The organism is Rhizobium sp. AB2/73 (genome assembly GCF_020871915.1).
GTDB classification, from domain to species: Bacteria; Pseudomonadota; Alphaproteobacteria; order Rhizobiales; family Rhizobiaceae; genus Rhizobium; species Rhizobium dioscoreae.
In genome coordinates this window covers 1,639,328-1,665,397 of the sequence record NZ_CP067071.1, presented here as the reverse complement: position 1 = coordinate 1,665,397, position 26,070 = coordinate 1,639,328, and the positions used below count along the sequence as shown (strand labels likewise).

Annotated in this window: 29 protein-coding genes; 15 read left to right on the top strand and 14 right to left on the bottom strand. The window is 59.8% G+C overall.

What is annotated here, in order from left to right; all coding sequences use genetic code 11:
- Positions 1 to 78: 78 nt before the first annotated feature.
- Positions 79 to 1,293 carry an NADP-dependent isocitrate dehydrogenase gene (locus I8E17_RS08395; RefSeq protein ID WP_069613027.1) on the bottom strand — a complete coding sequence of 405 codons (1,215 nt, stop codon included), beginning with the start codon at positions 1,291 to 1,293 and terminating at the stop codon, positions 79 to 81.
- A gap of 222 nt (positions 1,294 to 1,515) precedes the next feature.
- Here I8E17_RS08395 and I8E17_RS08390 point away from each other — a divergent pair, with 222 nt between their 5' ends.
- The 6 genes from I8E17_RS08390 to I8E17_RS08365 all read left to right on the top strand — a co-directional run bounded on the left by I8E17_RS08390 (position 1,516) and on the right by I8E17_RS08365 (position 7,267).
- The gene (locus tag I8E17_RS08390; protein WP_069613202.1) at positions 1,516 to 2,121 is read left to right on the top strand and encodes a hypothetical protein; all 606 of its coding nucleotides are present in this window, start codon (positions 1,516 to 1,518) and stop codon (positions 2,119 to 2,121) included.
- Positions 2,122 to 2,297: 176 nt separating this feature from the next.
- On the top strand, positions 2,298 to 3,140 hold the full coding sequence (locus I8E17_RS08385) for an RNA methyltransferase (RefSeq protein WP_069613026.1): 843 nt from the start codon (positions 2,298 to 2,300) through the stop codon (positions 3,138 to 3,140).
- Positions 3,121 to 3,921, top strand: coding sequence for a glutamate racemase (gene murI / locus I8E17_RS08380; RefSeq protein ID WP_069613025.1), 801 nt, complete (start codon positions 3,121 to 3,123; stop codon positions 3,919 to 3,921). The genes I8E17_RS08385 and murI overlap by 20 nt, the downstream gene beginning before the upstream one ends.
- A gap of 2 nt (positions 3,922 to 3,923) precedes the next feature.
- The gene (locus I8E17_RS08375) at positions 3,924 to 4,388 is read left to right on the top strand and encodes a GNAT family N-acetyltransferase (RefSeq protein ID WP_069613024.1); all 465 of its coding nucleotides are present in this window, start codon (positions 3,924 to 3,926) and stop codon (positions 4,386 to 4,388) included.
- A gap of 85 nt (positions 4,389 to 4,473) precedes the next feature.
- Positions 4,474 to 5,619, top strand: coding sequence for an alpha-hydroxy acid oxidase (locus I8E17_RS08370; RefSeq protein ID WP_069613023.1), 1,146 nt, complete (start codon positions 4,474 to 4,476; stop codon positions 5,617 to 5,619).
- 130 nt (positions 5,620 to 5,749) lie between these two features.
- Complete coding sequence (locus I8E17_RS08365; RefSeq protein WP_069613022.1) at positions 5,750 to 7,267, top strand: ATP-binding protein; 1,518 nt, start codon at positions 5,750 to 5,752, stop codon at positions 7,265 to 7,267.
- A gap of 7 nt (positions 7,268 to 7,274) precedes the next feature.
- Here the strand turns inward: I8E17_RS08365 and I8E17_RS08360 are convergent, their stop codons facing one another.
- On the bottom strand, positions 7,275 to 7,715 hold the full coding sequence (locus tag I8E17_RS08360) for a TA system VapC family ribonuclease toxin (protein WP_069613021.1): 441 nt from the start codon (positions 7,713 to 7,715) through the stop codon (positions 7,275 to 7,277).
- Positions 7,712 to 7,939 carry a CopG family transcriptional regulator gene (locus I8E17_RS08355; RefSeq protein ID WP_069613201.1) on the bottom strand — a complete coding sequence of 76 codons (228 nt, stop codon included), beginning with the start codon at positions 7,937 to 7,939 and terminating at the stop codon, positions 7,712 to 7,714. Before I8E17_RS08355 ends, I8E17_RS08360 begins: the two co-directional genes overlap by 4 nt.
- A 281-nt stretch (positions 7,940 to 8,220) precedes the next feature.
- Here I8E17_RS08355 and rpsD point away from each other — a divergent pair, with 281 nt between their 5' ends.
- The 6 genes from rpsD (at position 8,221) to I8E17_RS08325 (ending at position 13,573) form a co-directional block, all read left to right on the top strand.
- A complete protein-coding gene (rpsD, locus tag I8E17_RS08350; RefSeq protein ID WP_069613020.1) occupies positions 8,221 to 8,838 on the top strand; it encodes a 30S ribosomal protein S4 in 618 nt (205 codons plus the stop codon).
- A 71-nt stretch (positions 8,839 to 8,909) separates the two neighbouring features.
- Positions 8,910 to 9,839, top strand: a complete 930-nt coding sequence (locus I8E17_RS08345) for a glutaminase (protein ID WP_069613200.1) — start codon at positions 8,910 to 8,912, stop codon at positions 9,837 to 9,839.
- A 60-nt stretch (positions 9,840 to 9,899) separates the two neighbouring features.
- Entirely contained in the window at positions 9,900 to 10,787 is an 888-nt protein-coding gene (gene ttcA, locus I8E17_RS08340; protein WP_069613019.1) for a tRNA 2-thiocytidine(32) synthetase TtcA, read from the top strand.
- 73 nt (positions 10,788 to 10,860) lie between these two features.
- Entirely contained in the window at positions 10,861 to 11,688 is an 828-nt protein-coding gene (locus I8E17_RS08335; protein ID WP_069613018.1) for an inositol monophosphatase family protein, read from the top strand.
- 16 nt (positions 11,689 to 11,704) lie between these two features.
- Positions 11,705 to 12,529: an inositol monophosphatase family protein gene (locus I8E17_RS08330; RefSeq protein WP_113366607.1), complete on the top strand. Its 825-nt coding sequence runs from the start codon at positions 11,705 to 11,707 to the stop codon at positions 12,527 to 12,529.
- Between the two features lie 114 nt (positions 12,530 to 12,643).
- Positions 12,644 to 13,573 (top strand): adenylate/guanylate cyclase domain-containing protein, encoded by a 930-nt coding sequence (locus I8E17_RS08325; RefSeq protein ID WP_069613016.1) that lies wholly within the window; start codon positions 12,644 to 12,646, stop codon positions 13,571 to 13,573.
- Between the two features lie 18 nt (positions 13,574 to 13,591).
- Here I8E17_RS08325 and I8E17_RS08320 read toward each other — a convergent pair whose 3' ends face one another.
- From I8E17_RS08320 to grxD, 3 genes are all read right to left on the bottom strand, one after another.
- Positions 13,592 to 14,887 carry a multidrug effflux MFS transporter gene (locus I8E17_RS08320; RefSeq protein ID WP_069613199.1) on the bottom strand — a complete coding sequence of 432 codons (1,296 nt, stop codon included), beginning with the start codon at positions 14,885 to 14,887 and terminating at the stop codon, positions 13,592 to 13,594.
- A gap of 13 nt (positions 14,888 to 14,900) precedes the next feature.
- Positions 14,901 to 16,133, bottom strand: a complete 1,233-nt coding sequence (locus I8E17_RS08315; protein ID WP_069613015.1) for a multidrug effflux MFS transporter — start codon at positions 16,131 to 16,133, stop codon at positions 14,901 to 14,903.
- A gap of 140 nt (positions 16,134 to 16,273) precedes the next feature.
- Entirely contained in the window at positions 16,274 to 16,609 is a 336-nt protein-coding gene (gene grxD, locus I8E17_RS08310) for a Grx4 family monothiol glutaredoxin (protein ID WP_047633128.1), read from the bottom strand.
- 387 nt (positions 16,610 to 16,996) lie between these two features.
- Here grxD and I8E17_RS08305 point away from each other — a divergent pair, with 387 nt between their 5' ends.
- Together I8E17_RS08305 and I8E17_RS08300 are read left to right on the top strand one after the other, a co-directional pair.
- Entirely contained in the window at positions 16,997 to 17,299 is a 303-nt protein-coding gene (locus tag I8E17_RS08305; protein WP_069613014.1) for a hypothetical protein, read from the top strand.
- Between the two features lie 219 nt (positions 17,300 to 17,518).
- Positions 17,519 to 18,718 carry a hypothetical protein gene (locus tag I8E17_RS08300; RefSeq protein ID WP_069613013.1) on the top strand — a complete coding sequence of 400 codons (1,200 nt, stop codon included), beginning with the start codon at positions 17,519 to 17,521 and terminating at the stop codon, positions 18,716 to 18,718.
- Here I8E17_RS08300 and I8E17_RS08295 read toward each other — a convergent pair.
- The 4 genes from I8E17_RS08295 to I8E17_RS08280 form a co-directional block, all read right to left on the bottom strand.
- Positions 18,704 to 18,937: a BolA family transcriptional regulator gene (locus I8E17_RS08295; protein WP_004108912.1), complete on the bottom strand. Its 234-nt coding sequence runs from the start codon at positions 18,935 to 18,937 to the stop codon at positions 18,704 to 18,706. The two genes, I8E17_RS08300 and I8E17_RS08295, sit on opposite strands and share 15 nt — an antisense overlap.
- A gap of 14 nt (positions 18,938 to 18,951) precedes the next feature.
- Positions 18,952 to 21,183 (bottom strand): phosphoribosylformylglycinamidine synthase subunit PurL, encoded by a 2,232-nt coding sequence (gene purL, locus I8E17_RS08290; RefSeq protein ID WP_113366608.1) that lies wholly within the window; start codon positions 21,181 to 21,183, stop codon positions 18,952 to 18,954.
- A gap of 170 nt (positions 21,184 to 21,353) precedes the next feature.
- Positions 21,354 to 21,860 carry an acyloxyacyl hydrolase gene (locus tag I8E17_RS08285; protein WP_307777802.1) on the bottom strand — a complete coding sequence of 169 codons (507 nt, stop codon included), beginning with the start codon at positions 21,858 to 21,860 and terminating at the stop codon, positions 21,354 to 21,356.
- A 225-nt stretch (positions 21,861 to 22,085) separates the two neighbouring features.
- Positions 22,086 to 23,504, bottom strand: a complete 1,419-nt coding sequence (locus I8E17_RS08280; RefSeq protein WP_069613010.1) for a PLP-dependent aminotransferase family protein — start codon at positions 23,502 to 23,504, stop codon at positions 22,086 to 22,088.
- Positions 23,505 to 23,609: 105 nt separating this feature from the next.
- Here I8E17_RS08280 and I8E17_RS08275 point away from each other — a divergent pair, with 105 nt between their 5' ends.
- Entirely contained in the window at positions 23,610 to 23,855 is a 246-nt protein-coding gene (locus I8E17_RS08275; protein WP_069613009.1) for a DUF1127 domain-containing protein, read from the top strand.
- A gap of 38 nt (positions 23,856 to 23,893) precedes the next feature.
- Here the strand turns inward: I8E17_RS08275 and I8E17_RS08270 are convergent, their stop codons facing one another.
- The 4 genes from I8E17_RS08270 to purS all read right to left on the bottom strand — a co-directional run bounded on the left by I8E17_RS08270 (position 23,894) and on the right by purS (position 26,059).
- Positions 23,894 to 24,427, bottom strand: coding sequence for an AAA family ATPase (locus tag I8E17_RS08270; protein ID WP_069613008.1), 534 nt, complete (start codon positions 24,425 to 24,427; stop codon positions 23,894 to 23,896).
- Between the two features lie 84 nt (positions 24,428 to 24,511).
- Complete coding sequence (locus I8E17_RS08265; RefSeq protein WP_069613007.1) at positions 24,512 to 24,919, bottom strand: hypothetical protein; 408 nt, start codon at positions 24,917 to 24,919, stop codon at positions 24,512 to 24,514.
- 122 nt (positions 24,920 to 25,041) lie between these two features.
- Positions 25,042 to 25,713, bottom strand: coding sequence for a phosphoribosylformylglycinamidine synthase subunit PurQ (gene purQ / locus I8E17_RS08260; RefSeq protein ID WP_069613198.1), 672 nt, complete (start codon positions 25,711 to 25,713; stop codon positions 25,042 to 25,044).
- Between the two features lie 103 nt (positions 25,714 to 25,816).
- Positions 25,817 to 26,059 (bottom strand): phosphoribosylformylglycinamidine synthase subunit PurS, encoded by a 243-nt coding sequence (gene purS, locus I8E17_RS08255; RefSeq protein ID WP_069613006.1) that lies wholly within the window; start codon positions 26,057 to 26,059, stop codon positions 25,817 to 25,819.
- Positions 26,060 to 26,070 lie beyond the last annotated feature (11 nt).

Genomic DNA, 26,070 nt, shown 5'->3' with positions numbered 1-26,070 from the left:
CGCCCGGGCGGCAAGATTCAGGGCAAAAGAAAACCCGGCGTTGAGGCCGGGTTCTCGTATCTGCTTTGTCGGTGAGGCTTAGGCAGCCATGGCCTTCTTGAGGTTCTCGTCGATCTTGTCGAGGAAAGCGGTGGTGGAGAGCCAGGGCTGGTCGGGGCCGATCAGCAGCGCCAGGTCCTTCGTCATGTAGCCGGCTTCAACCGTGTCGACGCAAACCTTTTCGAGCGTGGAAGCGAACTTCGCGAGTTCGGCATTGTCGTCGAGCTTGGCGCGATGAGCGAGGCCGCGGGTCCAGGCGAAGATCGAGGCGATCGAGTTCGTCGAGGTTTCCTGACCCTTCTGATGCTGGCGGTAGTGACGGGTCACGGTGCCATGCGCTGCTTCGGCTTCGACCGTCTTGCCGTCCGGCGTCAGCAGAACCGAGGTCATCAGGCCGAGCGAGCCGAAGCCCTGGGCAACCGTATCGGACTGAACGTCGCCGTCGTAGTTCTTGCAGGCCCAGACGTAGCCGCCGGACCACTTCAGGGCGGAGGCAACCATGTCGTCGATCAGGCGGTGTTCGTAGGTGATGCCGGCTTCGTCGAACTGAGCCTTGAACTCGTTCTGGTAGACTTCTTCGAAGATGTCCTTGAAGCGGCCGTCATAGGCTTTGAGGATGGTGTTCTTGGTCGAGAGGTAGACCGGCCATTTGCGCATCAGGCCATACATCATCGAGGCGCGGGCGAATTCGCGGATCGACTCGTCGAGGTTGTACATGGCCATGGCAACGCCGGCGCCCGGCGCGTTGAAGACTTCCTTCTCGATGACCGTGCCGTCTTCGCCGATGAACTTGATGGTCAGCTTGCCCTTGCCGGGGAATTTGAAGTCGGTGGCGCGGTACTGGTCGCCGAAAGCGTGACGGCCGACGACGATCGGCTGCGTCCAGCCCGGAACCAGGCGCGGAACGTTCTTGCAGATGATCGGCTCGCGGAAGATGACGCCGCCGAGAATGTTGCGGATCGTGCCGTTCGGGCTCTTCCACATTTCCTTGAGGTTGAATTCCTTCACGCGGGCTTCGTCCGGGGTGATCGTGGCGCACTTGATGCCGACGCCGTATTTCTTGATGGCATTGGCGGCGTCGACGGTCACCTGGTCGTTGGTGGCGTCCCGGTTTTCGACCGAGAGGTCATAGTAGTCGATATCGATGTCGAGGTAGGGGAAGATCAGTTTTTCTTTGATGAGCTGCCAGATGATGCGAGTCATTTCGTCGCCATCGAGATCGGCAACGGGATTTGCGACCTTGATCTTCTTCATGCTTCTGCCTCGTTTAAGCTGATGGGACCCGATGGTCCTGTGGGTAATATGAAGTCCCGAGGGCTATAGCACCGCAAGTGCGGAACGCAAAGCCGATAGAGCCTCCGGCGTCGCGTTTTTGATCATTCGTGACATCACTCGCTTTTTACGATCCGGCCATTGCCAAAGCGATCGATGGGTCTAATGTCGCGCATGTTTTGCCTGCTGCCACGGAATCAAATCATGCATAAATTTGCCGCCTCCGCTTTCGCCTTAACGCTTTTTCAGTTCTCGCTTGGCGCGCATATGGCGCTCGCGGCCGATGCGACGACGCCCGTGAAGGCCATCATGGACGCGACCGTCTCCAATTGGGCGGGCGGCGACAGCGATTGGCAGGATATTTTCGGCGAGGACAAGCTCAAGGATATCTACAGCAAGGATTTTGGAGCGAAGTACCAGGCGGCGGCGCAATTTCCCGCTGCCGACGAGGACGGTATCTCGCCATTCGACTACGATGTCATCGTCAATGCGCAGGATGCGTGCCCGCTGGAGGACGTGAAGATTGCCGCCCAGCCGCCGAAGAACAATGTGACGGAGGTGCTGGCGACCTTCAAGAAATCGACCTGCATGGGCTCCGACGCCGATTATCAGAAGGTGACCACGGTTCGTTTCGAGGTCATCGAAGAGGGTGGCAGGCCCGTGGTGGACGATATCGTCACCAACGACGACAATGGCAATCCGAGCTCGCTCAAGAGCGTGATGGTGGATCTCGTCAAACAGCAGCAACAACAGCCAGCAGACCAGACGCAGCAGCCGTCGGATCAGAAGAAGCCTGCCAATCCACAATAATAGGGCAGAATTCGTTCTGCCGTTCAAGCGCAAAAAACTTGCCGATCGGCAGGCGTCTCGCTATTGCGACACCGGAACCAGGACATTGAGCATGATGTCGTCCGAAAATCGCTAACACTTTTCGGCATCATGTTCGAATTAGCGCGATCGGTTTCGCGCGCGGAGATTTAGGCATCATGGCAGGCACGAACAGCGAGCGTCAACTTCTGGCCGAAGGGCCGGCCATCATTCTGGTCGAGCCGCAGATGGGCGAAAATATCGGTATGGTGGCGCGCGCCATGGCGAATTTCGGGCTTGCGGAGTTGCGCCTCGTCAATCCTCGCGATGGCTGGCCGAACGAGAGGGCACAGGCGACTGCCTCCAAGGCGGATCATATCATCGAGGCGACCAAGGTCTACGACACGCTGGAGCAGGCGATCGCCGATCTCAATTTCGTCTATGCGACAACCGCGCGGGAGCGGGACGGTTACAAGCCGGTGCGCTCGCCTGTCATTGCGGCCGAAACGCTCCGTACCAGATTCAAGGCGGGCGAGGGTACCGGCATTCTCTTCGGCAGGGAGCGCTGGGGCCTGACGAATGAGGAAGTGGCGCTGGCCGACGAGATCGTGACCTTTCCCGTCAATCCCGCCTTCGCTTCTTTGAACATCGCGCAGGCCGTGCTGTTGATGTCCTATGAATGGATGAAATCGGGCATGGAGGATCTGGGCGATGTGCCTTTCCAGGCGATCGAGCAGCGGCCTTCGACGAAGGAGCAGCTTTTCGGTCTGTTTGACCAGCTCGAGGAAGCGCTGGATGCGCGCAATTATTTCCATCCCGCCGGGAAAAAGCCGAAAATGGTCGACAATCTCCGCGCCGTCCTCTCGCGTCGGGCGTTCACTGAACAGGAAATCAGCGTCTTGCGCGGGGTGATCTCGTCTCTTGACCGCTTCTCGCGGAAGTCTCCGCGCGGCAGTGGCTCGCATCCCCGATCCTCGAAAACACCGAAGGAAGCTCCAAGCGATGACAGCAGCGGCGAATGAGCTGAAACCAATACTCGTTTTCGATTCAGGGATCGGCGGTTTGACGGTGCTGCGCGAAGCACGCGTGCTGATGCCGGAGCGGGGTTTCATCTATATCGCCGACGATGCCGCATTTCCCTATGGCAGTTGGGAAGAAGCGGCGCTGCAGGAGCGCATCGTCGATCTCTTCGCACAGCTGCTCGTGCAATATGATCCGGAAGTCTGCATCATCGCCTGCAACACTGCGTTCACGCTGGCCGGAGCCGCTCTTCGTGCCGCCTTTCCGCAGATGACCTTCGTCGGTACCGTCCCAGCGATCAAGCCAGCTGCGGAGCGCACGCGTTCAGGTCTGGTTTCCGTGCTGGCGACACCGGGAACCGTCAAGCGCGCCTATACACGCGACCTGATCCAGTCTTTCGCCACGCAATGTCATGTCCGGCTTGTCGGATCGGAAAATCTGGCACGTCTGGCGGAAGCCTATATTCGTGGCGATGTCGTCAGCGACGAGGCCGTCATGGCAGAGATCGAGCAGTGCTTCGTCGAGATGGATGACCGCAAGACCGATATCGTGGTGCTTGCCTGCACGCATTATCCTTTCATGGCCAATATCTTCCGCAGGCTTGCGCCCTGGCCGGTCGATTGGCTCGATCCCGCGGAAGCGATCGCAAGGCGCGCGCGCAGCCTGGTGCCGCAGGTGGCTGATGCCGTCCATCCCGATAATCTCGACTTTGCGGTGTTTACCTCCGGGGCACCAGATTTCCCCACGCGCCGGCTGATGCAGGGCTTTGGGCTCAAGGCTTGATCATGAAAGACAAGGTCTCGTTGCGTAAACTCGATCTCGCGGATATGCCGGCGGCTGCCGCCGTTCACCGCGCTTCCTTCAACGAAAGGCTGCCGACGCTTGCCGGGCTTCATACACCGGAAGAAGACGTTGGCTTCTGGAGTGCTGTCGTTTTCAAGGATTGCCAAATCTGGGGTGCGGAAGAGGGCGGTCGTCTCGTCGGCGTCATCGCCTTTCTCGAGGATTGGATCGACCAACTCTACGTGTTGCCTGAGGCGCAAGGGCGCGGCATCGGCAGCCGGCTCCTCGATATCGCCAAGTCGGCCTATCCGCAGCTCTCGCTCTGGACGTTCCAGAGAAATGAGCAGGCGCGCCGCTTTTACGAGAAGCACGGCTTCTTCGTGGTTGACGAGTCGGACGGGGCAGGCAATGAGGAGAAGGAGCCGGATGTGCTTTACAAATGGGAAGCACGCTTGCACCGGTTGTAATGCAGGATTGGGCTGAGCGGCGGAATATTGGGAGGACGATATTTGATGCCTTTTGAGATTGATTGCAGTGTTGTCGGGGCAAGCCATGCGCCTGCGTGAGTGCCATAACTTCCATGATTTTCGCCTTCTCGCGAAGAAGCGTCTTCCCGGTCCAATCTTCAACTATATCGATGGTGCTGCCGACGACGAAGTGACGCTCCGGCGAAACACAACCAGCTTCGAAAGCTGCGATCTCGTGCCCAACGTCCTGCGTGGGGTCAGCGAGATAGACATGTCTGTTACCGTCATGGGACAGAAGCTCGCGACACCCTTCTATTGCTCGCCGACGGCGCTGCAGCGGCTCTTCCATCATCAGGGCGAGAATGCGGTTGCAGCCGCCGCCTCTTCGCTCGGCACCATGTTCGGCGTCTCCTCACTCGGCACCGTCAGTCTCGAGGAAATCCGCAAGAAGCATCAGGGACCGCAGGTCTATCAGTTCTATTTCCATAGGGATCGTGGCCTGAACCGGGCAATGATGGAGCGGGCGAAGGAAGCCGGCGTCAACGTCATGATGCTGACTGTCGACAGCATTACCGGCGGCAATCGCGAGCGCGATCTTCGCACCGGATTTTCCATTCCTTTCAAGCTCAATCTGGCCGGGATTACCCAATTCGCCATCAAGCCCGCGTGGGCGCTGAATTACGTCACCCACGAGAAGTTCCGCCTGCCGCAGCTCGACGAGCATGTCGACATGAGCGGCGGTGCGATGTCGATCGGCAAGTATTTCACCGAGATGCTGGATCCGTCGATGAATTGGAACGACGTTGCCGAGATGGTGAAGCACTGGAACGGGCAGTTCTGCCTGAAGGGCATCATGTCGGTCGAGGACGCCAAGCGTGCGGTCGATATCGGATGTACCGGCATCGTGCTGTCGAACCATGGCGGCCGGCAGCTGGACGGCTCGCGCTCGGCATTTGACCAGCTGGCGGAAATCGTCGACGCCGTCGGCCATCGCATCGATGTGATGATGGATGGCGGCGTCCAGCGCGGCACGCATGTGCTGAAGGCTCTGTCGCTCGGCGCCAAGGCCGTCGGCCTCGGCCGCTTCTATCTCTATCCGCTGGCCGCTGCCGGTCAGGCGGGTGTGGAGCGCGCGCTGAGACATCTGCGCACCGAAGTCGAGCGTGACATGAAGCTGATGGGCTGCACGTCGGTCAGTGAGCTGTCGCGGGCCAATTTGAGGTTCAGATAGGTCTCGCAATCGCCTGTGGGTTTTTTCAATCCACGGGCGCGAAGCTTGGAAATCTTTGCTAGACGGAGGCGCGTCCTTTCAGAAAGATGGGACGCATCCACATTTGATTCTTGCTCATGGGGGAAGTGCATTGCAGGTCGGCATCGACATGGGAACGGCGTCCGGCGGGACCAGCGCCCAGCTCGATATCGAGGAGCTGCTGGCGACGCGTCTCCTGGTGCAGGGAAATTCCGGCTCCGGAAAATCGCACCTGTTGCGGCGGCTGCTGGAGCAATCCGCACAATGGGTGCAGCAGGTCATCATCGATCCCGAAGGCGATTTCGTCACGCTGGCCGACAAATTCGGTCATGTGGTCGTCGATGGCGAGCGGACGGAAGCCGAGCTTGCCGGCATCGCCAACCGCATCCGCCAGCATCGCGTCTCCTGCGTGCTGACACTCGAAGGTCTCGATATCGAGCAGCAGATGCGGGCCGCTGCTGCTTTCCTGAACGGCATGTTCGATGCCGATCGCGAATTCTGGTATCCGGTGCTGGTCGTGGTCGACGAGGCGCAGATGTTTGCTCCCTCGGTCGGCGGCGACGTCTCGGAAGATGCGCGCAAGATGTCGCTCGGCGCCATGACCAATCTGATGTGCCGCGGCCGAAAGCGCGGCCTTGCCGGCGTCATCGCGACGCAGCGTCTGGCGAAGCTTGCCAAGAACGTTGCGGCGGAAGCCTCCAACTTCCTGATGGGCCGCACTTTCCTCGATATCGACATGGCTCGCGCGGCCGACCTTCTCGGCATGGATCGCAGGCAGGCGGAAATGTTCCGCGACCTGAAGCGCGGCAATTTCGTCGCCCTCGGACCGGCACTTTCCCGCCGGCCCCTGCCGATCACCATCGGCGCGGTGGAAACCTCGGCGCGCTCCTCCAGCCCCAAGCTGATGCCGCTGCCGGATGCACCGCAGGATGTCGAAGATCTGATCTTCACGCCGGATCCGGAAGAGTTCACACGTCCCGTTGTTCGCCGTACCACACCGGCGCCGCGTCCGACGACCGATATTCTGGCAGAGCTTTCCCGCTCCGTGCCGGCGGCAAGCCCGGCACCTTCGGAGCCGAAGGTCAGCCAGCCGGAACTATCGAGCGAGGATCGCGAGGCGAGGGTGAGCGCCGTGCTCTGCGAAATCCTTGACGACCCGGCCTCCGGCTTCCGCACGGATTCGGTGCTCTATCAGGAGTTTCTCGTTCGTTTGCGCATGCGCCGCGTTCCCGGCGCGCCGATGAGCCTGTCGGAGTTCCGCCGCCGTGTGGCGATCGTCCGTTCCGGTGCGGACGAAGAGGTCATGGCGACGGACCAATGGGCGACTGCGCTCTCGCTCTCCACAGGCGTCACCGACGACCTGCAGGGCGTCTTCCTGATGCTGGCCAAGGCCGCTATCAGCGGCGAGCCGTGCCCATCCGATGCCCGCATCGCCCGCGCCTACGGCACGCATTCGGCCCGCCGTGCGCGCCGACTGCTGAGCTATTTCGAGGAGCAGGGCAGCGTCGTCGTCCACACGGATTTCTCGGGCAAGCGTATCGTCGCCTTTCCGGACATGGGCTCGCAGACCGCGCCTGGCGATGCCAATGCGCCGGATCTCGAGGGTGGCGAGCAGGCGGCGGCGGAATAGCTGCCAGTTACGCGTTGCTGCTGATGATATGGAGTGCGGCTTTGCCGTCCTTAACGGCTGAAGTCGATAGGCGCCGGTCGAGCGTTGCCAGTTGGCCTCTATGGAATTTCGCCAATGCCAACAGATAGGTGTCGGTGATCTGTCCAGGAGTCAGAATGCGTGTCAAATCCACCAAAGTATCGTCCAGCAGACTGATATCGTCCGCCCAGAACTGGTGACCGGGCAAACGGCGAAGCTGGGCAACAAGAAGCGCGGCCGTCGACGGTGGACCGGGCGAGTTGGGATAGCTCGGCTGACTGAGAATTCGAACAACGCCATTTTCCGTTAACGGGCAGGTTGCCCAACTGTCGCCGCCTAGGGAGTGAAACCACTCATGGGCGATATCATGCGATACATGGCTCGGATCGAATAAAGCGATCAGAACATTGACGTCCAACAGAAATGTCACGGAAGCTCGTCACGAAGTTTGTTGACAAGATCGAGCGTAACAGGGGGATTGCCTGTCTTGGGCGTGAGCAACGGAATACCATTCCGCTCCTTTGCCGGCTGTGAACGGTTTAGCGATCGGCGAGCAAGGTCGGAAATGACATCACCGATGCTGCGGTGCTGCTGCTCTGCCATCGCCTTTGCCGCGGCAAGTACGTCGTCGTCAATTGCAAGAGTTGTTCGCATCATTGCACCTTGATGGAGCATCAGTCATCACGCATCAAATATAGCATTTGTTGCTTCATTCTCAACAGCAACCGCGTGGGCTGTTGACATTTTCATGACGACCCCTTACAGACCGCGCCAACGCCGGGCAGAAATGTCCGGTGTTTCATTTGACATGTCCCGTGGCTTCGTCCGTTCGCTAACGTGAGAGGCCTGTCAGAGCTCGAAAACGGAGTTCAGAGGAGGGCGTGTTTCCTTCGCGGTTCGGCAACGGGCCGCCATAACACTTGAAAGGAAATGCGATGAGCAAGCGCGAATCGTCCAAGTACAAAATTGACCGCCGTATGGGCGAAAACATCTGGGGCCGTCCGAAGTCCCCGGTTAACCGCCGCGAATACGGCCCGGGCCAGCACGGCCAGCGCCGCAAGGGCAAGCTTTCGGACTTCGGCGTGCAGCTGCGCGCCAAGCAGAAGCTGAAGGGCTACTACGGCGACCTGCGTGAAAAGCAGTTCCGCGCCATCTTCGACGAAGCCAACCGCCGCAAGGGCGACACTTCGGAAAACCTGATCGGTCTGCTCGAATCGCGTCTCGACGCGATCGTCTACCGCGCCAAGTTCGTTCCGACCGTCTTCGCAGCCCGTCAGTTCGTCAACCATGGCCACGTCACCGTTAACGGCGTTCGCGTCAACATCGGTTCGTACCGCTGCAAGGCCGGCGACGTTATCGAAGTTCGCGAGAAGTCTAAGCAGCTCGTAACGGTTCTCGAATCGGTTGCTCTGGCTGAGCGCGACGTTCCGGACTATATCGAAGTCGATCACAACAAGATGGTTGCGACCTTCGCTCGCGTTCCGGCTCTCGGCGATGTACCGTACGCCGTCGTCATGGAACCGCATCTGGTCGTCGAATTCTATTCGCGTTAATAAGCGGATAACTTTCTTGATGAATGAAAAGCCGCTCGGTTCGAGCGGCTTTTTTGTCTTTGGAGCGCCTCATGACGGATTTGCAGGCCATTCTCGACGGCATTCATGCGGAGCTTTCGCCGCGCATCGGCGAGGGCAAGGTCGCCGATTACATTCCGGAACTGGCAAAGGTCGACCCGAAGCAGTTCGGGATGGCAATCGCCACTATCGACGGCAAAGTCTACAGCATCGGTGATGCCGGCGTTCCTTTCTCCATCCAGAGTATCTCCAAGGTCTTCATGCTGACCCTGGCGCTGGGTAAGGTCGGCGAGAGCTTGTGGAATCGTGTAGGGCGTGAGCCATCCGGTACGGCCTTCAACTCCATCGTCCAGCTGGAGCGGGAAGAGGGAATACCGCGCAATCCCTTCGTCAATGCGGGTGCCATCGCCGTCAGCGATGTCGTGCTGGCGGGACACGAGCCGCGCGAGGCCATCGGCGAGCTGCTGCGCTTCGTCCGCTATGTGGCTGACGACGAGACGATCAGCATCGATGACAAGGTCGCGCGTTCGGAGACTCAGACGGGGTATCGCAATTTTGCGCTCGCCAATTTCATGCGCGCCTACGGCAATATCCATCACCCGGTCGAGCATGTGCTCGGCGTCTATTTCCATCAATGTGCGCTGTCGATGAGCTGCCAGCAGCTTGCCAAGGCAGGGCTCTACCTCGCTGCGCGCGGCAGCAATCCGATCACCGGGCATTCCGTCGTTTCGCCGAAGCGGGCGCGGCGTATCAATGCGCTGATGCTGACCTGCGGCCATTATGATGGCTCGGGAGATTTTGCCTATCATGTCGGCCTGCCGGGCAAAAGCGGCGTCGGCGGCGGCATCCTGGCGGTGGCGCCGGGTATCGGCTCGATTGCCGTCTGGTCGCCCGGCTTGAACAGGGTCGGCAATTCTCAGCTCGGTGCCGTGGCACTGGAAATGCTGGCGGGGCGCACCGGCTGGTCGGTATTCGGCGATTGATACGGTGTCTTCTCATCCCGCTTTCTGCTATCAGCGTGGTGAGATGCAAGGAATGACGCAATGAATATCGCGACCATCGTGAAAGACGACATCGATATCGAGGCTGATGATGGCGGTTCTGCCGTCCATCCGATGTTTTTCGATGCGCCGCGTACGGTCTCCTTCAACAAGCTTCGCAAGCGCCTGTTGCGGCAGGCGCGCCAGGCAATGGAAGACTTCCAGATGCTGAAGGGCCAGAAGCGCTGGTTGGTCGGCCTTTCCGGCGGCAAGGATTCCTACGGTTTGCTGGCGCTGCTCCTTGATCTGAAATGGCGAGGCTTGCTGCCGGTGGAGCTCATTGCCTGTAATCTCGACCAGGGCCAGCCGAATTTCCCGAAGCATGTGCTGCCGGAATATCTGACGAAGATCGGCGTTGCGCATCGCATAGAATATCGCGACACTTATTCCATCGTGAAGGATAAGGTGCCGGAGGGCGCAACCTATTGCTCGCTCTGTTCACGCCTGCGCCGCGGCAATCTCTATCGGATCGCCCGCGAGGAAGGTTGCGATGCGCTGGTGCTTGGCCATCATCGCGAGGATATTCTCGAGACTTTCTTCATGAACTTCTTCCATGGCGGGCGGCTGGCCTCCATGCCCCCGAAATTGCTCAACGACGAGGGCGACTTGATGCTTCTTCGTCCGCTTGCCTATGCCGCTGAGGACGATCTCGCCAAGTTTGCCGCGGCCATGCAATTTCCGATCATTCCCTGCGATCTCTGCGGCTCGCAGGACGGGCTGCAGCGCAATGCCATGAAGGACATGCTCGCGGATATCGAGCGGCGGATGCCAGGCCGCAAGGACACGATGCTGCGCGCTCTGGCCCATGTAAATCCCTCGCACCTGCTCGATCCCAAGCTGTTCGATTTTGCAGGGTTGATGACGCAGGGATCTTCGAGAGACCCGGCGTAAATTCGGCGCTTTTGCCACACCGATGTCATCGAATCGGGCATAAGAGGAAGCCCTTTCAAAACAGAGGCTTCCGATGACCTTCTCCGATACGGATTTCGACTATGTGATGGCGACCGTTGTTGCAGCGGCGGCAAAAGAGATCATGCCGCGCTTCCGCAATCTGGATGCCGGCGATATATCGGAGAAAACCTCGGCTATCGATCTTGTAACCGAGGCCGACCTTCTGGCCGAACGCCATATTACCACAGCGTTGAAGGCACGGTTTCCAAGCGCTTTGATCGTTGGCGAAGAGGCCTATGAGGCGGATAAGTCCGTCGTGCCGGCGCTGGCGCAGGCTGAATTGGCTTTTACAATCGATCCGGTGGATGGCACCTTCAATTTCGCGGCCGGACTGCCGGTCTTCGGAACGATCGTCGCCGTCATTGCCAATGGCGAGACGATCGGCAGCATTATCCACGATCCCGTGCTGGGCGACGCCGTGACTGCCATGAAGGGCGGCGGCACTTTCCGGCGCCGGCAAAGCGGGGCGACGACGCGGCTTGCCGTTGCCGCACCTGCCCCTTTGAGTGCTATGACGGGCGCCATATCCTGGGGGCATATGGATGAGCCCGACCGGTCGCGGATCAACGCCAATCTATCGAAGATCCGCATGGTTTTCTCAGTGAATTGCTCAGCTTACGAATATTGGATGGTGGCGTCTGGCAAGTGGCATTTCATCGGCCATTCCAAATTGATGCCCTGGGACCATCTGGCCGGCGTGCTGGCGCATCAGGAGGCGGGCGGCTATACCGCCAAATTCGATGGTACGCCCCATAAGCCCGGCGAAACGACCGGCGGCATCATTTCTGCGCCTGACGAGGAAAGCTGGCGGATTATCCGCCGCGAGATCATCGGCGCCTGACGCGAAAGGAAAAAGCATGACATCGCTCGTTGACGTTACCACGCTCGCTCATGTGCTGCGCCGCGCGGCGCAGACGGAGATCCTGCCACGCTTTCGCAGGCTCGGCAGCGATGATGTCCGCGCCAAGAGTGAGGCGACGGATCTGGTGACGGAAGCCGACGAACGGGCCGAGCGCATGATCAAGGCAGAGGTTGCCCGGCTCTGGCCCGAAGCGTTGTTCATTGGCGAGGAATCGGTTGCGGCCGACCCGTCGCTACTTAAGAAGCTGCAGGATGCCGATCTCGCCATCATCGTCGATCCCGTCGACGGCACGTTCAACTTTGCCGCCGGCATTCCGGCCTTCGGCGTTATGGCCTCCGTCGTGTCGAAGGGCGAGACGGTTGCCGGCATCATTTTCGATCCAATGGGCGACGACTGGGTGTTGGCGGAGCGCGGCGGCGGCGCATGGCTGCGCCGTCCGGATGGCGAGACGCTACGCCTCAACGTTGCTCCTTCCGTCCCGCTGGAAGAGCTGGTCGGCATGGCGGCTACCGGCTTCCTGCCGAAGGAAAAGCGCGCCGAAATCATGGGCAATCTCGCCAAGGTGCGCTACACGACCTGCTATCGCTGCGCGGCGCATGAGTACCGCACGCTCGCTGGCGGCTATGTGCACTATCTCATGTACAACAAGCTGATGCCTTGGGATCATCTGGCGGGAGCGTTGATCTCGGCCGAAGCCGACGCCTATGTCCGCCGTTTCGACGGTTCGTCCTATCTGCCGCATCATCTCGATGGCGGGCTGCTGGTCGCGGCGGACAAGGATACCTGGGAGCTGCTGCGGCGCGAGGTCTTCACTCTTTAAGGTGAGCCACGCGCGAGGATAGTCCGCGAGGCCCTTGGAAAGTCACTGCGGCGGGGCTATCTTTGCTCCAACAGGCAAGAGCCTTGGTCGGCGCTTGCCGCGGGGATGAGACAGATGTCCGAGACGAGCCGCAAGCTGACCACCATCTTCTGCGCCGACGTGCAGGATTACACGCGCCTCATGGGGAAGGACGAGGAGGGGACGCTCTCCACTCTTCGCCGTTACCGCGATGCGATGAAACGGCTGATCGAAGCCCATGGCGGCCGTGTCATCAACACCTGGGGCGATGGCGTCTTTGCCGAGTTTCCAAGCGTCGTCGAAGCCGTGCGCGCTGCGATCGACACGCAGAACGAGCTTGCCGGCTACAATGCGGTGACCGATCCCGACAAGCAGATGCTCTTTCGCATCGGCCTCAATCTCGGTGATGTGATCGCTGATGGCGACGATCTCTATGGTGACGGCGTCAATATTGCGGCCCGGCTGCAGTCGCGCGCCGCTCCGGGTGGCATCGTCATTTCCAATACCGTCTACGATCAGGTCCGCAATAAGGTGGCCGTCGGTTTCGATTTTCTCGGGCAGCTCGAGGTCAAGAACATCGAAGGCGGCGTGCCAAGCTATGCAGTGCGGATCGGCGGCGTTCAGGTTGTCGACACCACATCCGATTATCGGTCGGCCCCCGAGCCAGCTTCCGCGCGGTCGCCCGAAGCGGCGATGCGGGAATCCGTGCCGCAGGACTGGCGGCGGAGCTACGGTGTTGCCTTAGTCGTGTGCATTGGCCTTGCCGTTCTTAACGGGTTGACCTGGAATGGCGAATTTTGGGCGAAATGGCCCGTACTCGCGATTTTGTGGGTTAACGCGTATCGTTACGTCCGTAGCAGACCGCAGATCGATATGGCGATCGCGAGTCTTGTCATCACCGGCATCGGGATCGTTACCATCAACCTTTTCACCTGGCACGGAACACCGTGGGCGATGTGGCCGCTCTTGGGGCTTGCGGTCGCCGCCGCGCTACGCTGGGTTAGTCGGCCGCGCAGCGACGCCTAGGGAAGGGAGGCACGTCGCTCAAACGTGCCCCATGCCCGGTTCCAGCGCCGGCGCATCGCCGGGATGGGTGAAGAGCTTGCCGCGTTCCGCCCATAGCGTCGCGACGATCGACAGCGCGCCAAACACCGTGAAGCCGGCAAGCAGCGGCTGTGCCGTGCCGTCGAACATCTGGCCAACGATGCCGCCGAGCAGGACGCCGACCGTCGTGGAGATCGAACTGGTGATGGCGGCTGCCGTACCCGCCAGGTGTCCCATCGGCTCGAGGCTGATCGCCATGCAATTGGTGGTGATCACCGCAAACATCATCAGCATCACCGAGATCAGTACATAGATGAAGGTGAAGCTCGGCTGGCCGAACAGGCCGACGATGTAGCCGATGGCGCCCAGAACGGTGAAAAGGATCATGGCGGCGTGGGAAATGCGACGCATGCCGAAGCTGCGGACGAAATAACCATTGGCGAACTGTGCGACGGCGGTGCCGGCTGCCGTGGCCGCAAAGGCGATCGGGAACGTGTCTCCAAGCCCGTAAACTTCACCGAAGACCTGCTGCACCGAGACGATGTAGGCGCAAATGATGCCGGTGTAGAGCGTCAGGCCGATCATGTAGCCGCAGGTGATGCGGTTGGTCAGCACGGTCTTGAAACCGGACAGTACGGAAGCGACCGAGAGCGGCAGGCGCTCTTCAACGGGCAGCGTCTCCTTCATGCGGAAGAAGGCAACCAGGAAAAGGCCGGCGCTGACGATGCCGAGCAGAATGAAAATCCACTGCCAGTTCGAATAGGCGACGATCATCTGGCCGACGAAGGGCGCAACCATCGGCATAATCATGAAGACGATCATGATATAGGACATCACGCGGGCCATTTCGCGACCGCCGAAGCAATCGCGGACGATGGCGAGCGTGGTGATGCGCACGGCCGCGGCGCCGACGCCCTGCGCAAAACGCATTGCCAGCAAGGCAAACAGGCTGCCACTCCAGGCTGCGGCAAACAGGGTCACCGTATAGAAGGCCAGACCGCCGAGCAGGATGTACCGCCGGCCATAGGTGTCCGACAGGCTGCCGAAGAAAAGCTGACAGATGCCGAAACCGAGGAAATAGACGCCGATAACGAGCTGCGTGTCATTCGGATTGGCAACATGAAGGGACTGGCCGATATTCGGCAGTGCCGGCAGCATGCTGTCGATGCCCATCGAAATGCTGGCCGTCATCAGGGCAATCGTGAGGATGAATTCCACGATGCCGAGGCCGATGCGGCTGGAGCCGGACTGCGCCGGCTGCTGGGCCGGCTGTTGAGACTGAGGCGGGGTTGTCATTCGAACATGCCTGTCAATGTAAAGCGAGGGACTGGTCGGCCGGAGGCGGCGCATTGTGCGGGCGGAACAGCTTTCCCTTTTCGGCAATCAGCACGAAGACGACGCCGATGAGGGAAACGGCGAAATAGCCGATGACCATCGGTGTCGCCGTGCCGTTATAGAACTGCCCGATGCAGGCGCCGATCGATGCGCCGCCGACCGTGCTCATAAAGCCGAGTACGGAGGATGCCGTGCCGGCGACGTGGCCGAGGGGTTCCATCGCGAGAGAGTTGAAGTTGGAACCGATCCAGCCGAATTGGAACATGGCCAGCGCAAAAAAGACCATGAACAGAGGGAACGGCATCGGCGATGGTCCGTAAAGCTGCACCAGCAGCCAACAGAAGGTGATGGCGACAAAGCCGAGCAGGGCCGTGTGCGACAGCCGGCGCATGCCGAACCGGCCGACGAATTGGGAGTTGACGAAAGACGACAGAGCCATGAACGCCGCCACGCCGCCGAATGCCAGCGGCGTATAGACGCCAAGGCCGTAGATGTTGTTGTAGATCTGCTGGGCGGAATTGATGAAGCCGAACAACGCGCCGAACAGGAACGTGCTCGCCAAGGTGTAACAGAGTGCTACCCGGTCCGTCAGAACGATCTTGAAGCCGGCGGCAACCGATCTGACGGTCAGGGGGCGGATATTTTCAGACTTAAGCGTCTCCGGAAGCCGGAAATACATCCAGAGACCGACGAGGGTTGCCATGGCGCCGATGAAGACGAAGATCATGTGCCAGGTGCTGACCAGCAGGATGATCTGGCCGCTTCCCGGCGCGATGACCGGAACGATCATGAAAACCATCATGATGAGCGACATCACCTCGGCCATCAGGCGGCCGCCGAACACGTCGCGGACGATGGAGACGGTGATGACGCGGGTTGCTGCCGAGCCGAGGCCCTGAATGAAGCGGAGCGCCAGCAGACCGGCGAAAGACGGGATGAGGGCGATGCCGAACGCCGAAATCACGTAGATGGTGATGCCGATCAAGAGTGGCATGCGGCGGCCGAAGCGATCCGACAAGGGGCCATAGATAAGCTGGGCCGAGCCGAAGCCGATCAGATAGGCTGTTACCACATATTGCCGATGGTTTTCGTTCATCACGCCGAGGCTGGAACCGATCTGCTGCAGCGCGGGAAGCATGATGTCGATTGCGAGTGAGTTAATCGCCATCAGGAAGGCCGCGAGTGCGATGAACTCGCGTTTGCCCATGGGCAGTTGCCCATGGGACATGGCCTGGGATGAAGTCGTCACGGTTTTATTCCCATAAACATATCAAGGGCGCCGCCCGGCGGCAGCGCCTTATCGATCAAATTGAACTATGGAAACCGGACGGGGAGCCCGGTGCCCGGTCAGGCGGCGCCGCGAACGCTGATGCCGTGTTCCTGAAGGTGTTGCTGCAATTCGCCCGCCTGGAACATTTCGCGCACGATGTCACAGCCGCCGATGAATTCGCCCTTTACGTAAAGCTGCGGAATGGTCGGCCAGTTGGAATAGTCCTTGATGCCCTGGCGGATTTCAGCGTCGGCCAGGACATTGATGCCCTTATAATCGACGCCGATATAGTCGAGAATCTGGACCACCTGGCCGGAGAAACCACACTGCGGGAACTGGGGGGTGCCTTTCATGAAGAGAACGACGTCGTTGTTCTTAACTTCGTTGGCGATGAATTCCTGAATGCCGCTCATTGTCCAGTTCCTTTCACATGCGGGCTCAAGGTCCGCAGCGTTACATCTGTCCCTTAAATAGCAAGCGCCCGGTTTGATTTCCAGCGGCAAAACGTAGGTGCCATCTTTTTCATCGCATGAATTGATTTTCGGCATCAGTCGTTAACAGGAACGTCCAAAAGGTGTCGATTGACTGCCTTTTCTGAACAGTGCGTTTTAAAATCCCCTCTTCAACTCCAGACCTGAACAACACACATCGAGCTGGAATCAAGGGACGATGAATATTAGCATGCTACCTAATTTACAAACCATCGGTATGTTTGTTAGAGTTTGCCGATTGATGCGATTTGGCGCGTATCGGTCCCTTGTCGGCATTGCATTCGCATATTTCTTGAGGGAGCGGACTCCATGAGCCACCATCACTATTCCGAAGGGCAGGTTGGGGAAGAGCGGGAATTTTATAGCTCTGAAGATACGAGCGAAGGCGAGCGGGAATATTACGAGCATGTGCGTACACCACGAGCATCGATTCTGAACAGTACCGTGACCGTCGGCGCCATCGTGCTCATTCTGAGTATCGCTTTCGGCTACCGGGCCTCGACCGCGACGACGCCGCAATCGGCCACGCCGCCGGCCGCCGAAAAAATCATAACTGCGCCGTCGCTGGACTCCTGTGCCGATATCTCTCCATACCCGCGTCGCGAATGCTGATATGCCGGAATTCGGATTTTACCCCTCGGCATGGCGAAAAAGCCGGCTGAGGACGATTGTGTATCCGTCCTGCGGGCTGACGCGATTATAAGCGTTTGACCCTATCTTTTTGTTTTTGGACGATTTGTTGCGGTCTGCCATGAAAAAGCCAGCAGGCGGTGGTCTTGGCTGATTTTCAGATTTCATCAGTGCTACTGGCGCCCGGGGACAGGCTACAATATGAATTCTATCAAGAAGAGGGTGGTTCTCCACTTCCCTGGCTTCGAGCCGCTGGATGCTGCCGCACATCGGGCTCGTTATGAACGTTCCGCCCGGCAGAGCGCCGCCACCTGGGATTTTTCCGCCTCGGTGGGAGAGTTGAAGAATTTTGGCAGGGCACCGTATTTTGATGTCACGGCGGCGGCTGCGGATTGGCATACCCAAAGCCGCATTCATATCGTCGATCATAACGATCTGGTTGCCGTCCTGAACGGCAGGCCATTCTTTACGCGGCTCATCCAAGGCTATCTCGCTGCCGCAAGGGTTGCCATTTCGGGCGGTATGGCCGGCTATTTCCGTCATGCATGGCGGTTCGGCCTGTTCTTCATCTTTCCCTTTCTGCTGATGCTCGTAGGCCTTGTTCTCAGCCTGTCGATTGCGTTTACGCCAATCCTGTTCGGACTGCCGGCCTGGAGCCATATCGGCAGTATCGCGCTCGCGGTCGCCTTCTTCGTCTATGTCTTCCTGCCGCAGGCCGAGAAGCTGCATACTCTGCATCTCTTCTCCGACTGGGAAATGGCAGTCGCGATGGCGGGGCTGAACGGAATAGGCGCAGAACAATGGCTGGAAGCGAGCGCCGTCAGCGTCCGGCAAGCCTTGGATGAGCCCGACGTCGAAGAATTCGTCATCTCCTCGCATAGCATGGGCTCGTCCGTGGCCACTCATGTGGTCGGCCTTTTATTGGAGCGCGAGCCGGACCTGCTGCAGGGTAAGCGCGTGGTATTCACGACCCTTGGCAGTGCCATCCTGCAATGTGCTCTCATGCGGCCGGCAGAGTTGTTGCGCTCACGCGTCGGGTTGATCGCTCGCTGCAAGGATATCTTCTGGCTCGACGTCCATTGCCTGACGGATGCGATTCATTTTTATAAGACGAAGGTCGCCGCCGTTTGCGGGCACGAAGATGCGCGACAGGCTTCGATCCTCTTCGTGCGCTTCAAGCAGATGTTGTCGGAAAAGCACTACAAGAAGATCAAGCGCGATTTCCTGCGGGTTCACCGGCAATATGTGCTCGGTCCCGATCTCCGGGCCTTCTTCGATTTCACGCTGATGACGGCCGGTCCGTTGCCGGCTGCGGATTTCGCTGAATTCTCACCGAAGAGATTGCCGGAGCTGAGCTTCAACTCCGGCGAAGTAGCGCAGGCGCTCTCAGTCGGGCGCTGACGTCTGCAGCGCGAGGGCGTGCAGCACGCCGCCCATATTGCCCTTCAGGGCATCGTAGACCATCTGATGCTGCTGCACCCGGCTCTTGCCGCGGAAGGCTTCCGCGACAACTTCGGCGGCATAATGATCGCCATCCCCGGCCAGGTCGCGAATCGTCACCTTGGCGCCGGGAATGCCAGCCTTGATCATGTCTTCGATATCGCCGGGATTCATTGGCATAAGCGGTACCTCGATTATTCAGCAGCGGCGAGCGCGCCGCCATCCATGAAAGCAGGAAACCACGATTCATGCGCCTCGCGCAACTGTTCAACCGGAAGCGTTAACAGCCCGTCGACGACGAGTGCGTCACCGCCAACCGTACCAAGGCGGCGGAAGGGTATGCCGGCGCTTTCCGCGTTGATGCAGACGAAATCGGCGACATCGGCCGGAACGGCGATGACATAGCGGGCTTGATCCTCGCCGAACAGGGCTGCATGCGGTAATGTCTTGCATTCGCCGAGATCGATCCGCAGGCCCTTGCCGGATGCCATCGCCATTTCCGCCAAAGCGAGCGCGAGGCCGCCGGACGAGAGGTCGTGGCAGGCCGTGACCTGACCGTTGCGGATGGCCGAGCGCACGAAATCGCCGTTACGGCGTTCGGCGAAGAGATCGACTTCCGGAGCAGGGCCATCGGTCGAGCCGATGATATCGCGCAGATAGATCGAGGAGCCGAGATGGCTGCCGTCGACGCCGATCATCAAAACGTGGTCACCTTCCGAAGCGGAGCCGATGCGGGCCATGGCCTTCCAATCCGGCAGCAGGCCGACGCCGGCAATGGTCGGGGTCGGCAGGATCGCGACGCCATTGGTTTCGTTGTAGAGCGAGACATTGCCCGAGACGATCGGGAAATCCAGCGCGCGGCAGGCTTCGCCGATGCCTTTGATGGCGCCGACGAACTGGCCCATGATTTCAGGCTTTTCCGGATTGCCGAAGTTCAGATTGTCGGTCGCGGCCAGCGGCTCGGCGCCGGTTGCCGTAATGTTGCGCCAGCATTCGGCGACGGCCTGCTTGCCGCCCTCGAACGGATCGGCTTCGACATAACGCGGTGTGACGTCGGACGAGAAAGCGAGAGCCTTGGTCGGATGGCCTTCGACGCGGACGACGCCGGCGTCGCCGCCGGGAAGCTGCAGAGAGTTACCCTGGATCAGCGTATCGTACTGCTCGTAGACCCAGCGGCGGCTGGACTGGTTGGCGGAGCCAACGAGTTTCAGCAGAGCCTGCCCGTAATCTTCCGGCGCGGCCACGAGATCGGCCGGCAGGGCGGCGCGCTTGTCTGACTCGCGCCACGGCCGATCATATTCCGGGGCCTGGTCGCCGAGATCCTTGATCGGCAGGTTGGCGACTTCCTCGCCCTGATGGATGACGCGGAAACGCAGGTCATCCGTCGTCTTGCCGACGATTGCGAAATCCAGGCCCCATTTGACGAAGATCGCCTTGGCGATGGCTTCCTTTTCCGGCTGCAGCACCATGAGCATGCGCTCCTGGCTTTCCGACAGCATCATTTCATAGGCGGTCATCCGCTCTTCGCGCACCGGCACCTTGTCGAGATCGAGCTCGATGCCAAGGTCGCCCTTGGCGCCCATTTCGACGGCGGAGCAGGTGAGGCCGGCGGCACCCATGTCCTGGATGGCGATGACGGCACCCGTCTGCATCAGCTCCAGGCAGGCTTCCAGCAGGCACTTTTCGGTGAAGGGATCGCCGACCTGAACGGTCGGCCGCTTTTCCTCGATCAATTCGTCGAATTCAGCCGACGCCATGGTCGCGCCGCCGACGCCATCGCGACCGGTCTTGGCGCCGAGATAGACGACCGGCAGGCCGACGCCCTTGGCTTCCGACAGGAAGATGGCATTGGACTTGGCAAGGCCGGCCGCAAAGGCGTTGACCAGGATATTGCCGTTGTAGCGCGCATCGAACTCGACTTCGCCGCCGACCGTCGGCACGCCGAAGGAATTGCCGTAGCCGCCAACGCCGGCAACGACGCCGGAGACGAGGTGGCGGGTCTTCGGATGGTCCGGCTCGCCGAAGCGCAGGGCGTTCATGGCGGCGATCGGGCGGGCGCCCATGGTGAAGACATCGCGCAGAATGCCGCCGACGCCGGTCGCAGCGCCCTGATACGGCTCGATGTAAGAGGGGTGATTGTGGCTCTCCATCTTGAAGACGACGCAGTCGCCATCGTCGATGTCGACCACGCCTGCGTTCTCACCCGGGCCCTGGATGACGCGCGGTCCCTTGGTCGGCAGAGTACGGAGCCACTTCTTGGAGGATTTGTAGGAGCAGTGCTCGTTCCACATGGCCGAAAAAATGCCGAGCTCGGTGAACGTGGGCTCGCGGCCGATCAGATCCAGAATGCGCTGATATTCATCCGGCTTGAGGCCGTGGGCGGCAATCAGTTCGGGAGTGATCTGGATCGAATTGGAAATGGTCATGGGCGCTCGAGTGTCCTTGCCTGTAAAGGATTGGAAGACCGGTCAGGGATCGGGGTCTCTTTAGCGCAAGTCTCCCTGTCGTGCGACAGGAAAATCACCGGCGTTCACAACACGCCGGTATGGATGTAGCGGAAATCAAGCGTGCGGCCATGGGCGGCCGCTTCGCAAGGTCAGAATTTGTAGCCGACCATGATACCGGCGCGCGTCATGCCGCCGTTAGGGCCATCGCAAAGATTCGCATGCGACGAGTGCGCGATCTGCGCCATTACGTTCCAATGGCTGTCGAAATTGTAGCCGAGGCCGGCATATTCGTGGAAGAGCAGGCGGCAGCCGAGCATCGGACCGTGCTCTCGCCAGTCGTCCAGGTTACCCGTGTGCACCGTGCCGCCGAAGCCGAGTTCGGTGAAGATGCCGTTGCTGTGGGTCAGCGTCCAGGAAAGGCCACCATAGACCTGCGTCGCGGAGCCTGACGTGCCGATCGATGTGCCTACGTGGATACGCGGATGCGTCAGCTGATCCTTCCAATCTGCTGTCGGATTATAGCCGAACGGATTGAAAAGTACCTGGACATCCGGGAAGACACCGCTTTCATGCTCGTTGCCGTTCTGGATGGAGCCGCTCGCGCCGAAACGCAATTCGTCAAAAATCTTGACTGGAGCGGCGGGAGTAGCTGTCACCGCATCTGCGGCGGTTGCGGTCGATTGACCTGCAACAAATACCGAACTGATTACCAGAAAACTCGAAACTAAACGCTTGCTGAAAAAGCTTGCAATAGCCATGCACTCCCCCTGCTGTGGCGGGCGAATCCTCATTTTTCATTGATAGAATGGTAGCGCGCTAAGAGTCGAGACGCCGAAATCGCATTTGCGCAATATGTCTGTCGATAAATTGATAAGGCTTGCTTAAATGTGACTATCGTAACCGGATGAGCCGTTTTCCAACAACCTGCGTAATGTCATGAAGCCGGCCGCAACATCTTTTCGCTGTGGTGGCGATGAAAAGGCGACGCGGACGCGATGATAAACCTTGTCGATTCGCGCCGCCTTGAATTCGTCCTCATCATCAATGAGCACGCCTTCGGAGAGCGCTGCATTCTTGAATGTACCCGAAAGCCAGGGTTCCGGCAGCTTCAGCCATAGGAATGGCAGATGGGGATGCGACTGGAACTCGAAGCCCGATAATGCCTCACGCGCCAATTGCTCACGGGCCTTGATCTCTTCGACGGATTTGCGGCGCAGTTCCAGAGCGTGACCGCCCAGCACGAGCCGGGCACAGGTTTCGGCCAATATGAAGGGCAGGCCGCCCGTCGTCATCTTGTGCGTGACTTTGATGCGCTGGGCGAAATGCGGCGGGCAGGCCACCCAGCCGCCGCGCACGCCGGCTGTCACCGATTTCGAAAGGCTGCTGACGACAAAAGTCCGCTCCGGCGCAATGGCGGCCATAAGCGGGTTCTGGTCGCCGGTCATGCCGCCATAGAGATCGTCCTCGATCAGCCAGACACTATGGCGGCGCGCAATGGCGGCAATCGCGCGGCGTCTTGCCTCGGGCATTGTTACCAGAGTGGGATTATGGGCTGTCGGCATCAGGAAGGCGAGGCGCGGATGCTGCTGCTGACACAGGCGCTCGAAATCCTCCGGGATCATTCCATGCTCGTCCGAATCCACCAGGATCGAGCGGCGTCCGAGCAGGCGGGCTGCCCGGCTGATCTGCGTATAGGTGAGGTTCTCGAAGACGATCTTGTCGCCCGGGGAGGTGACGGCGGAAATGACTGCTATGGCGGCGGCATGCGCGCCGAGCGTCGGCACGATTGTCTCGATTGCCGGCTGCCAGCCGTTGCGGGCAAGCCAGATCTGTCCCGCCTGGAACCAGCTCGCCGGGAAGTTCCTTGAATAGGAGGAGATCTCCGTCTGGTGCTCGCTGCTGATGTCGGCGAAGAGCTTGCCGATGATTACACCCTGGCCGATATCGGGAGCGGCGGTCGTATCGAAGCGGATCTTGGCATCCGGCGTATTCAGGCCGCGGGTGCCGGCGAGCGCCTGCGTGATCGGATCCACGAGTTCGATCTGCTTGCCGTTCGAACGTTCCAGAACATAGGTGCCGCGGCCGACTTCGCCGGCGACCAGACCGCGTTCATGCACGAGGGCATAGGCTCGGCTGATCGTGCCGATGGTCACGCCGATATCATAGGCGAGATTGCGCTGCGGCGGCAGCTTGGTGCCGGGCGGCAAGACGCCGTGGGTAATCGCGTGTTCGATGGCATCGGCGACGCGGATATAGACCGGACCGGTTCCGCTGGAAATGTCAGGAAGCCAATTTGTCATAATGACAATTTCCTAGATTGTCCCTGTCGTCGAGTCAAGGGTATGAGTCAATTCGCATCGCTTGGCTCGATGCATCGAAATTGTCACCATCATGTGGAAATGAAGATGAGTACAATGGCTACAATCTGTTCGACCGAAGCGGGAGCCCCCTGCGCGGCGGGCGTGGGAATTAGAGCGGCGCAGCCAAGGCCGCATATGTTGCGCCGGCTCTGGACGTCCTATTGGGATTGGCTGGAGAAGCGCGAGGGACGGCGTGTTCTAAGAGATCTGACCGATGATCAGTTACACGATATCGGCCTGACGCGTCGCGAGGCGGCAAAGGAAGTCAGTAAGTCATTCTTCTGGGATTGAGTGGGCTGAGCCAATATGGGCATCAAGCTGTCTGGCGTCTAATTGACACCCAGAACGGAATGAACAAAATCGGCGCGTTCCTCGACGCCGATTTTCGGCAGGATATGGACTTCATAGCCGAGCGTGGGATAGGCGGCGGTCAGCCGGTCATACTCTGCAACCGCCGCCGCAAGATCGTGTCTCCGCTCGCGATCGCCAACATAGATTTCCGGCCATGGCGGCGTCAGGAAGACATGTCGGTTGTAGCGGTGCAATTGGCCGAGCGAAGCCAGGGCCGGTTCGCCCGTCAAATGTTCGAGCGCCGATGCGGCATCGATCAATCCTCTGTCGAAAAAGACCAAGCCGGATAATTGCGCCGCTTTCTCGCGGTCAGTCAGCGACGTGGCGATCGCCCGACGGGCAAATGCCGGCGCATCGGCCCATGGCAGGGCCGATCCGTCGCCCTCCAATTCCTCGACGACGATGCGGCGGCCCGGCTCCTCGACGACGTGGTGACCACGTCGCTTGAGCGCCTCCAGCAACGTCGATTTGCCGCCGCCGGAGCAGCCCGAAAGAATGATAAATCTGTCCATGACAATGATCCCTGATTATTAGAGGGCACGTCATGCGTTGGCTGCGAGGTTTCCGCATGAAGCGGAAAGCCTCGAGTCATCAGCCTAGCTGCAAGCCTTCGAGCCACCAGCCCAACGGTTGACGTCGCCCGTAATGCGGCCGCCGGAGGCGCCCGACATCATCGGACCGAAGGCCTGCAATTGCGCGGGATTGCCTTCCGCTTGCACAACGAGCGATGGCCGGCCGGTCGGATGCTTCTTGTCGACCACGAGGATGCGCGGGCGACCGGTGAAGGAGTTGAGCTCCGGAGCGAGCTGATAACTCGCGAAAGCCGGGTCCGAAGACTTGAACCAGCAGGTATTGGCATTGAGCATGATGCGCTCCATCGTCGACAGGGCGCTGTGATCGGTCGCCGCGATGCTCGGCGGACGCGGGCCGCAAGAGGTGACCAACAGCCCAAGCATCGCAATGGCAGCGGCGGAATAAAGTCCTGTCAGGAGGCGAGGGCGCATCAATCTCTTTCCAATGAGGCGGTTAGGGCTGGTCTGCTAATGTGTATCGGGCCGCTTTGCGGCGCCCTGCTGTTCTATGCAAAGACGCCGATTTTATGGTTCCGATAGTGGATCGGCCGTTATCAGGCTGCGACCACGCCAAGCGCGGAGGCGAAGAGGCCGCGGCCATCGCTACCGCCATGGGCCGCCTCGATCAGGTTCTCCGGATGCGGCATCATACCGAGCACGTTGCCCTTGGCGTTCATGACACCGGCAATGTCATTGACGGAGCCGTTGGGGTTCGTGCCTTCGGCGTAGCGGAAGACCACCTGGCCATTGTCCTCGATCGCCTTCAGCGTGTCGGCATCGGCGAAATAATTGCCGTCGTGATGTGCGACCGGGCTGCGGATGATTTGGCCCTTGGCATAGGCGGCGGTGAAGTCCGTCTCGGCATTGACGACTTCCAATTTCACTTCACGGCAGACGAATTTCAGCGAGGCGTTGCGCATCAATGCGCCCGGCAGCATGCCGGCTTCGAGCAGGATCTGGAAACCATTGCAGACCCCCAAGACCTTGACGCCCTTGTCGGCCTTGTCCTTGATCGCTTGCATGATCGGCATGCGGGCCGCAATCGCGCCGCAGCGCAGATAATCGCCGTAAGAGAAACCGCCGGGAATGACGATCAGATCGACATCCGGAATCTCGGTCTCAGTCTGCCAGACCGTTACGGGCGCCTGGCCGGAAATCTTGGTCAGCGCCGCGATCATGTCGCGATCGCGATTGAGGCCTGGAAGTTGGACGACTGCTGATTTCATGATGCTGGTCCCGCAATAGGCAAAGGGATAATCGCTGGAAGTGCTTCGTGAGCCATACTCCATTGCCTCAGACAAAGGAAGAATGGCTCGCGAAAGAGGACGATCAGTCGATCGAAATGCTGAAGTTCTCGATGACCGTATTGGCGAGAAGCTTTTCGCACATGGCCTTGAGATCGGCTTCCGCCTTGTTCTTGTCGGTGCCTTCAAGCTCGAGATCGAAGACCTTGCCCTGGCGGACCTGATGGACGCCGTCAAAGCCGAGTGCGCCGAGCGCGCCTTCGATTGCCTTGCCCTGCGGATCGAGAACGCCGTTCTTCAGCGTGACGGTTACACGAGCCTTGATCACGATTGTCCTTT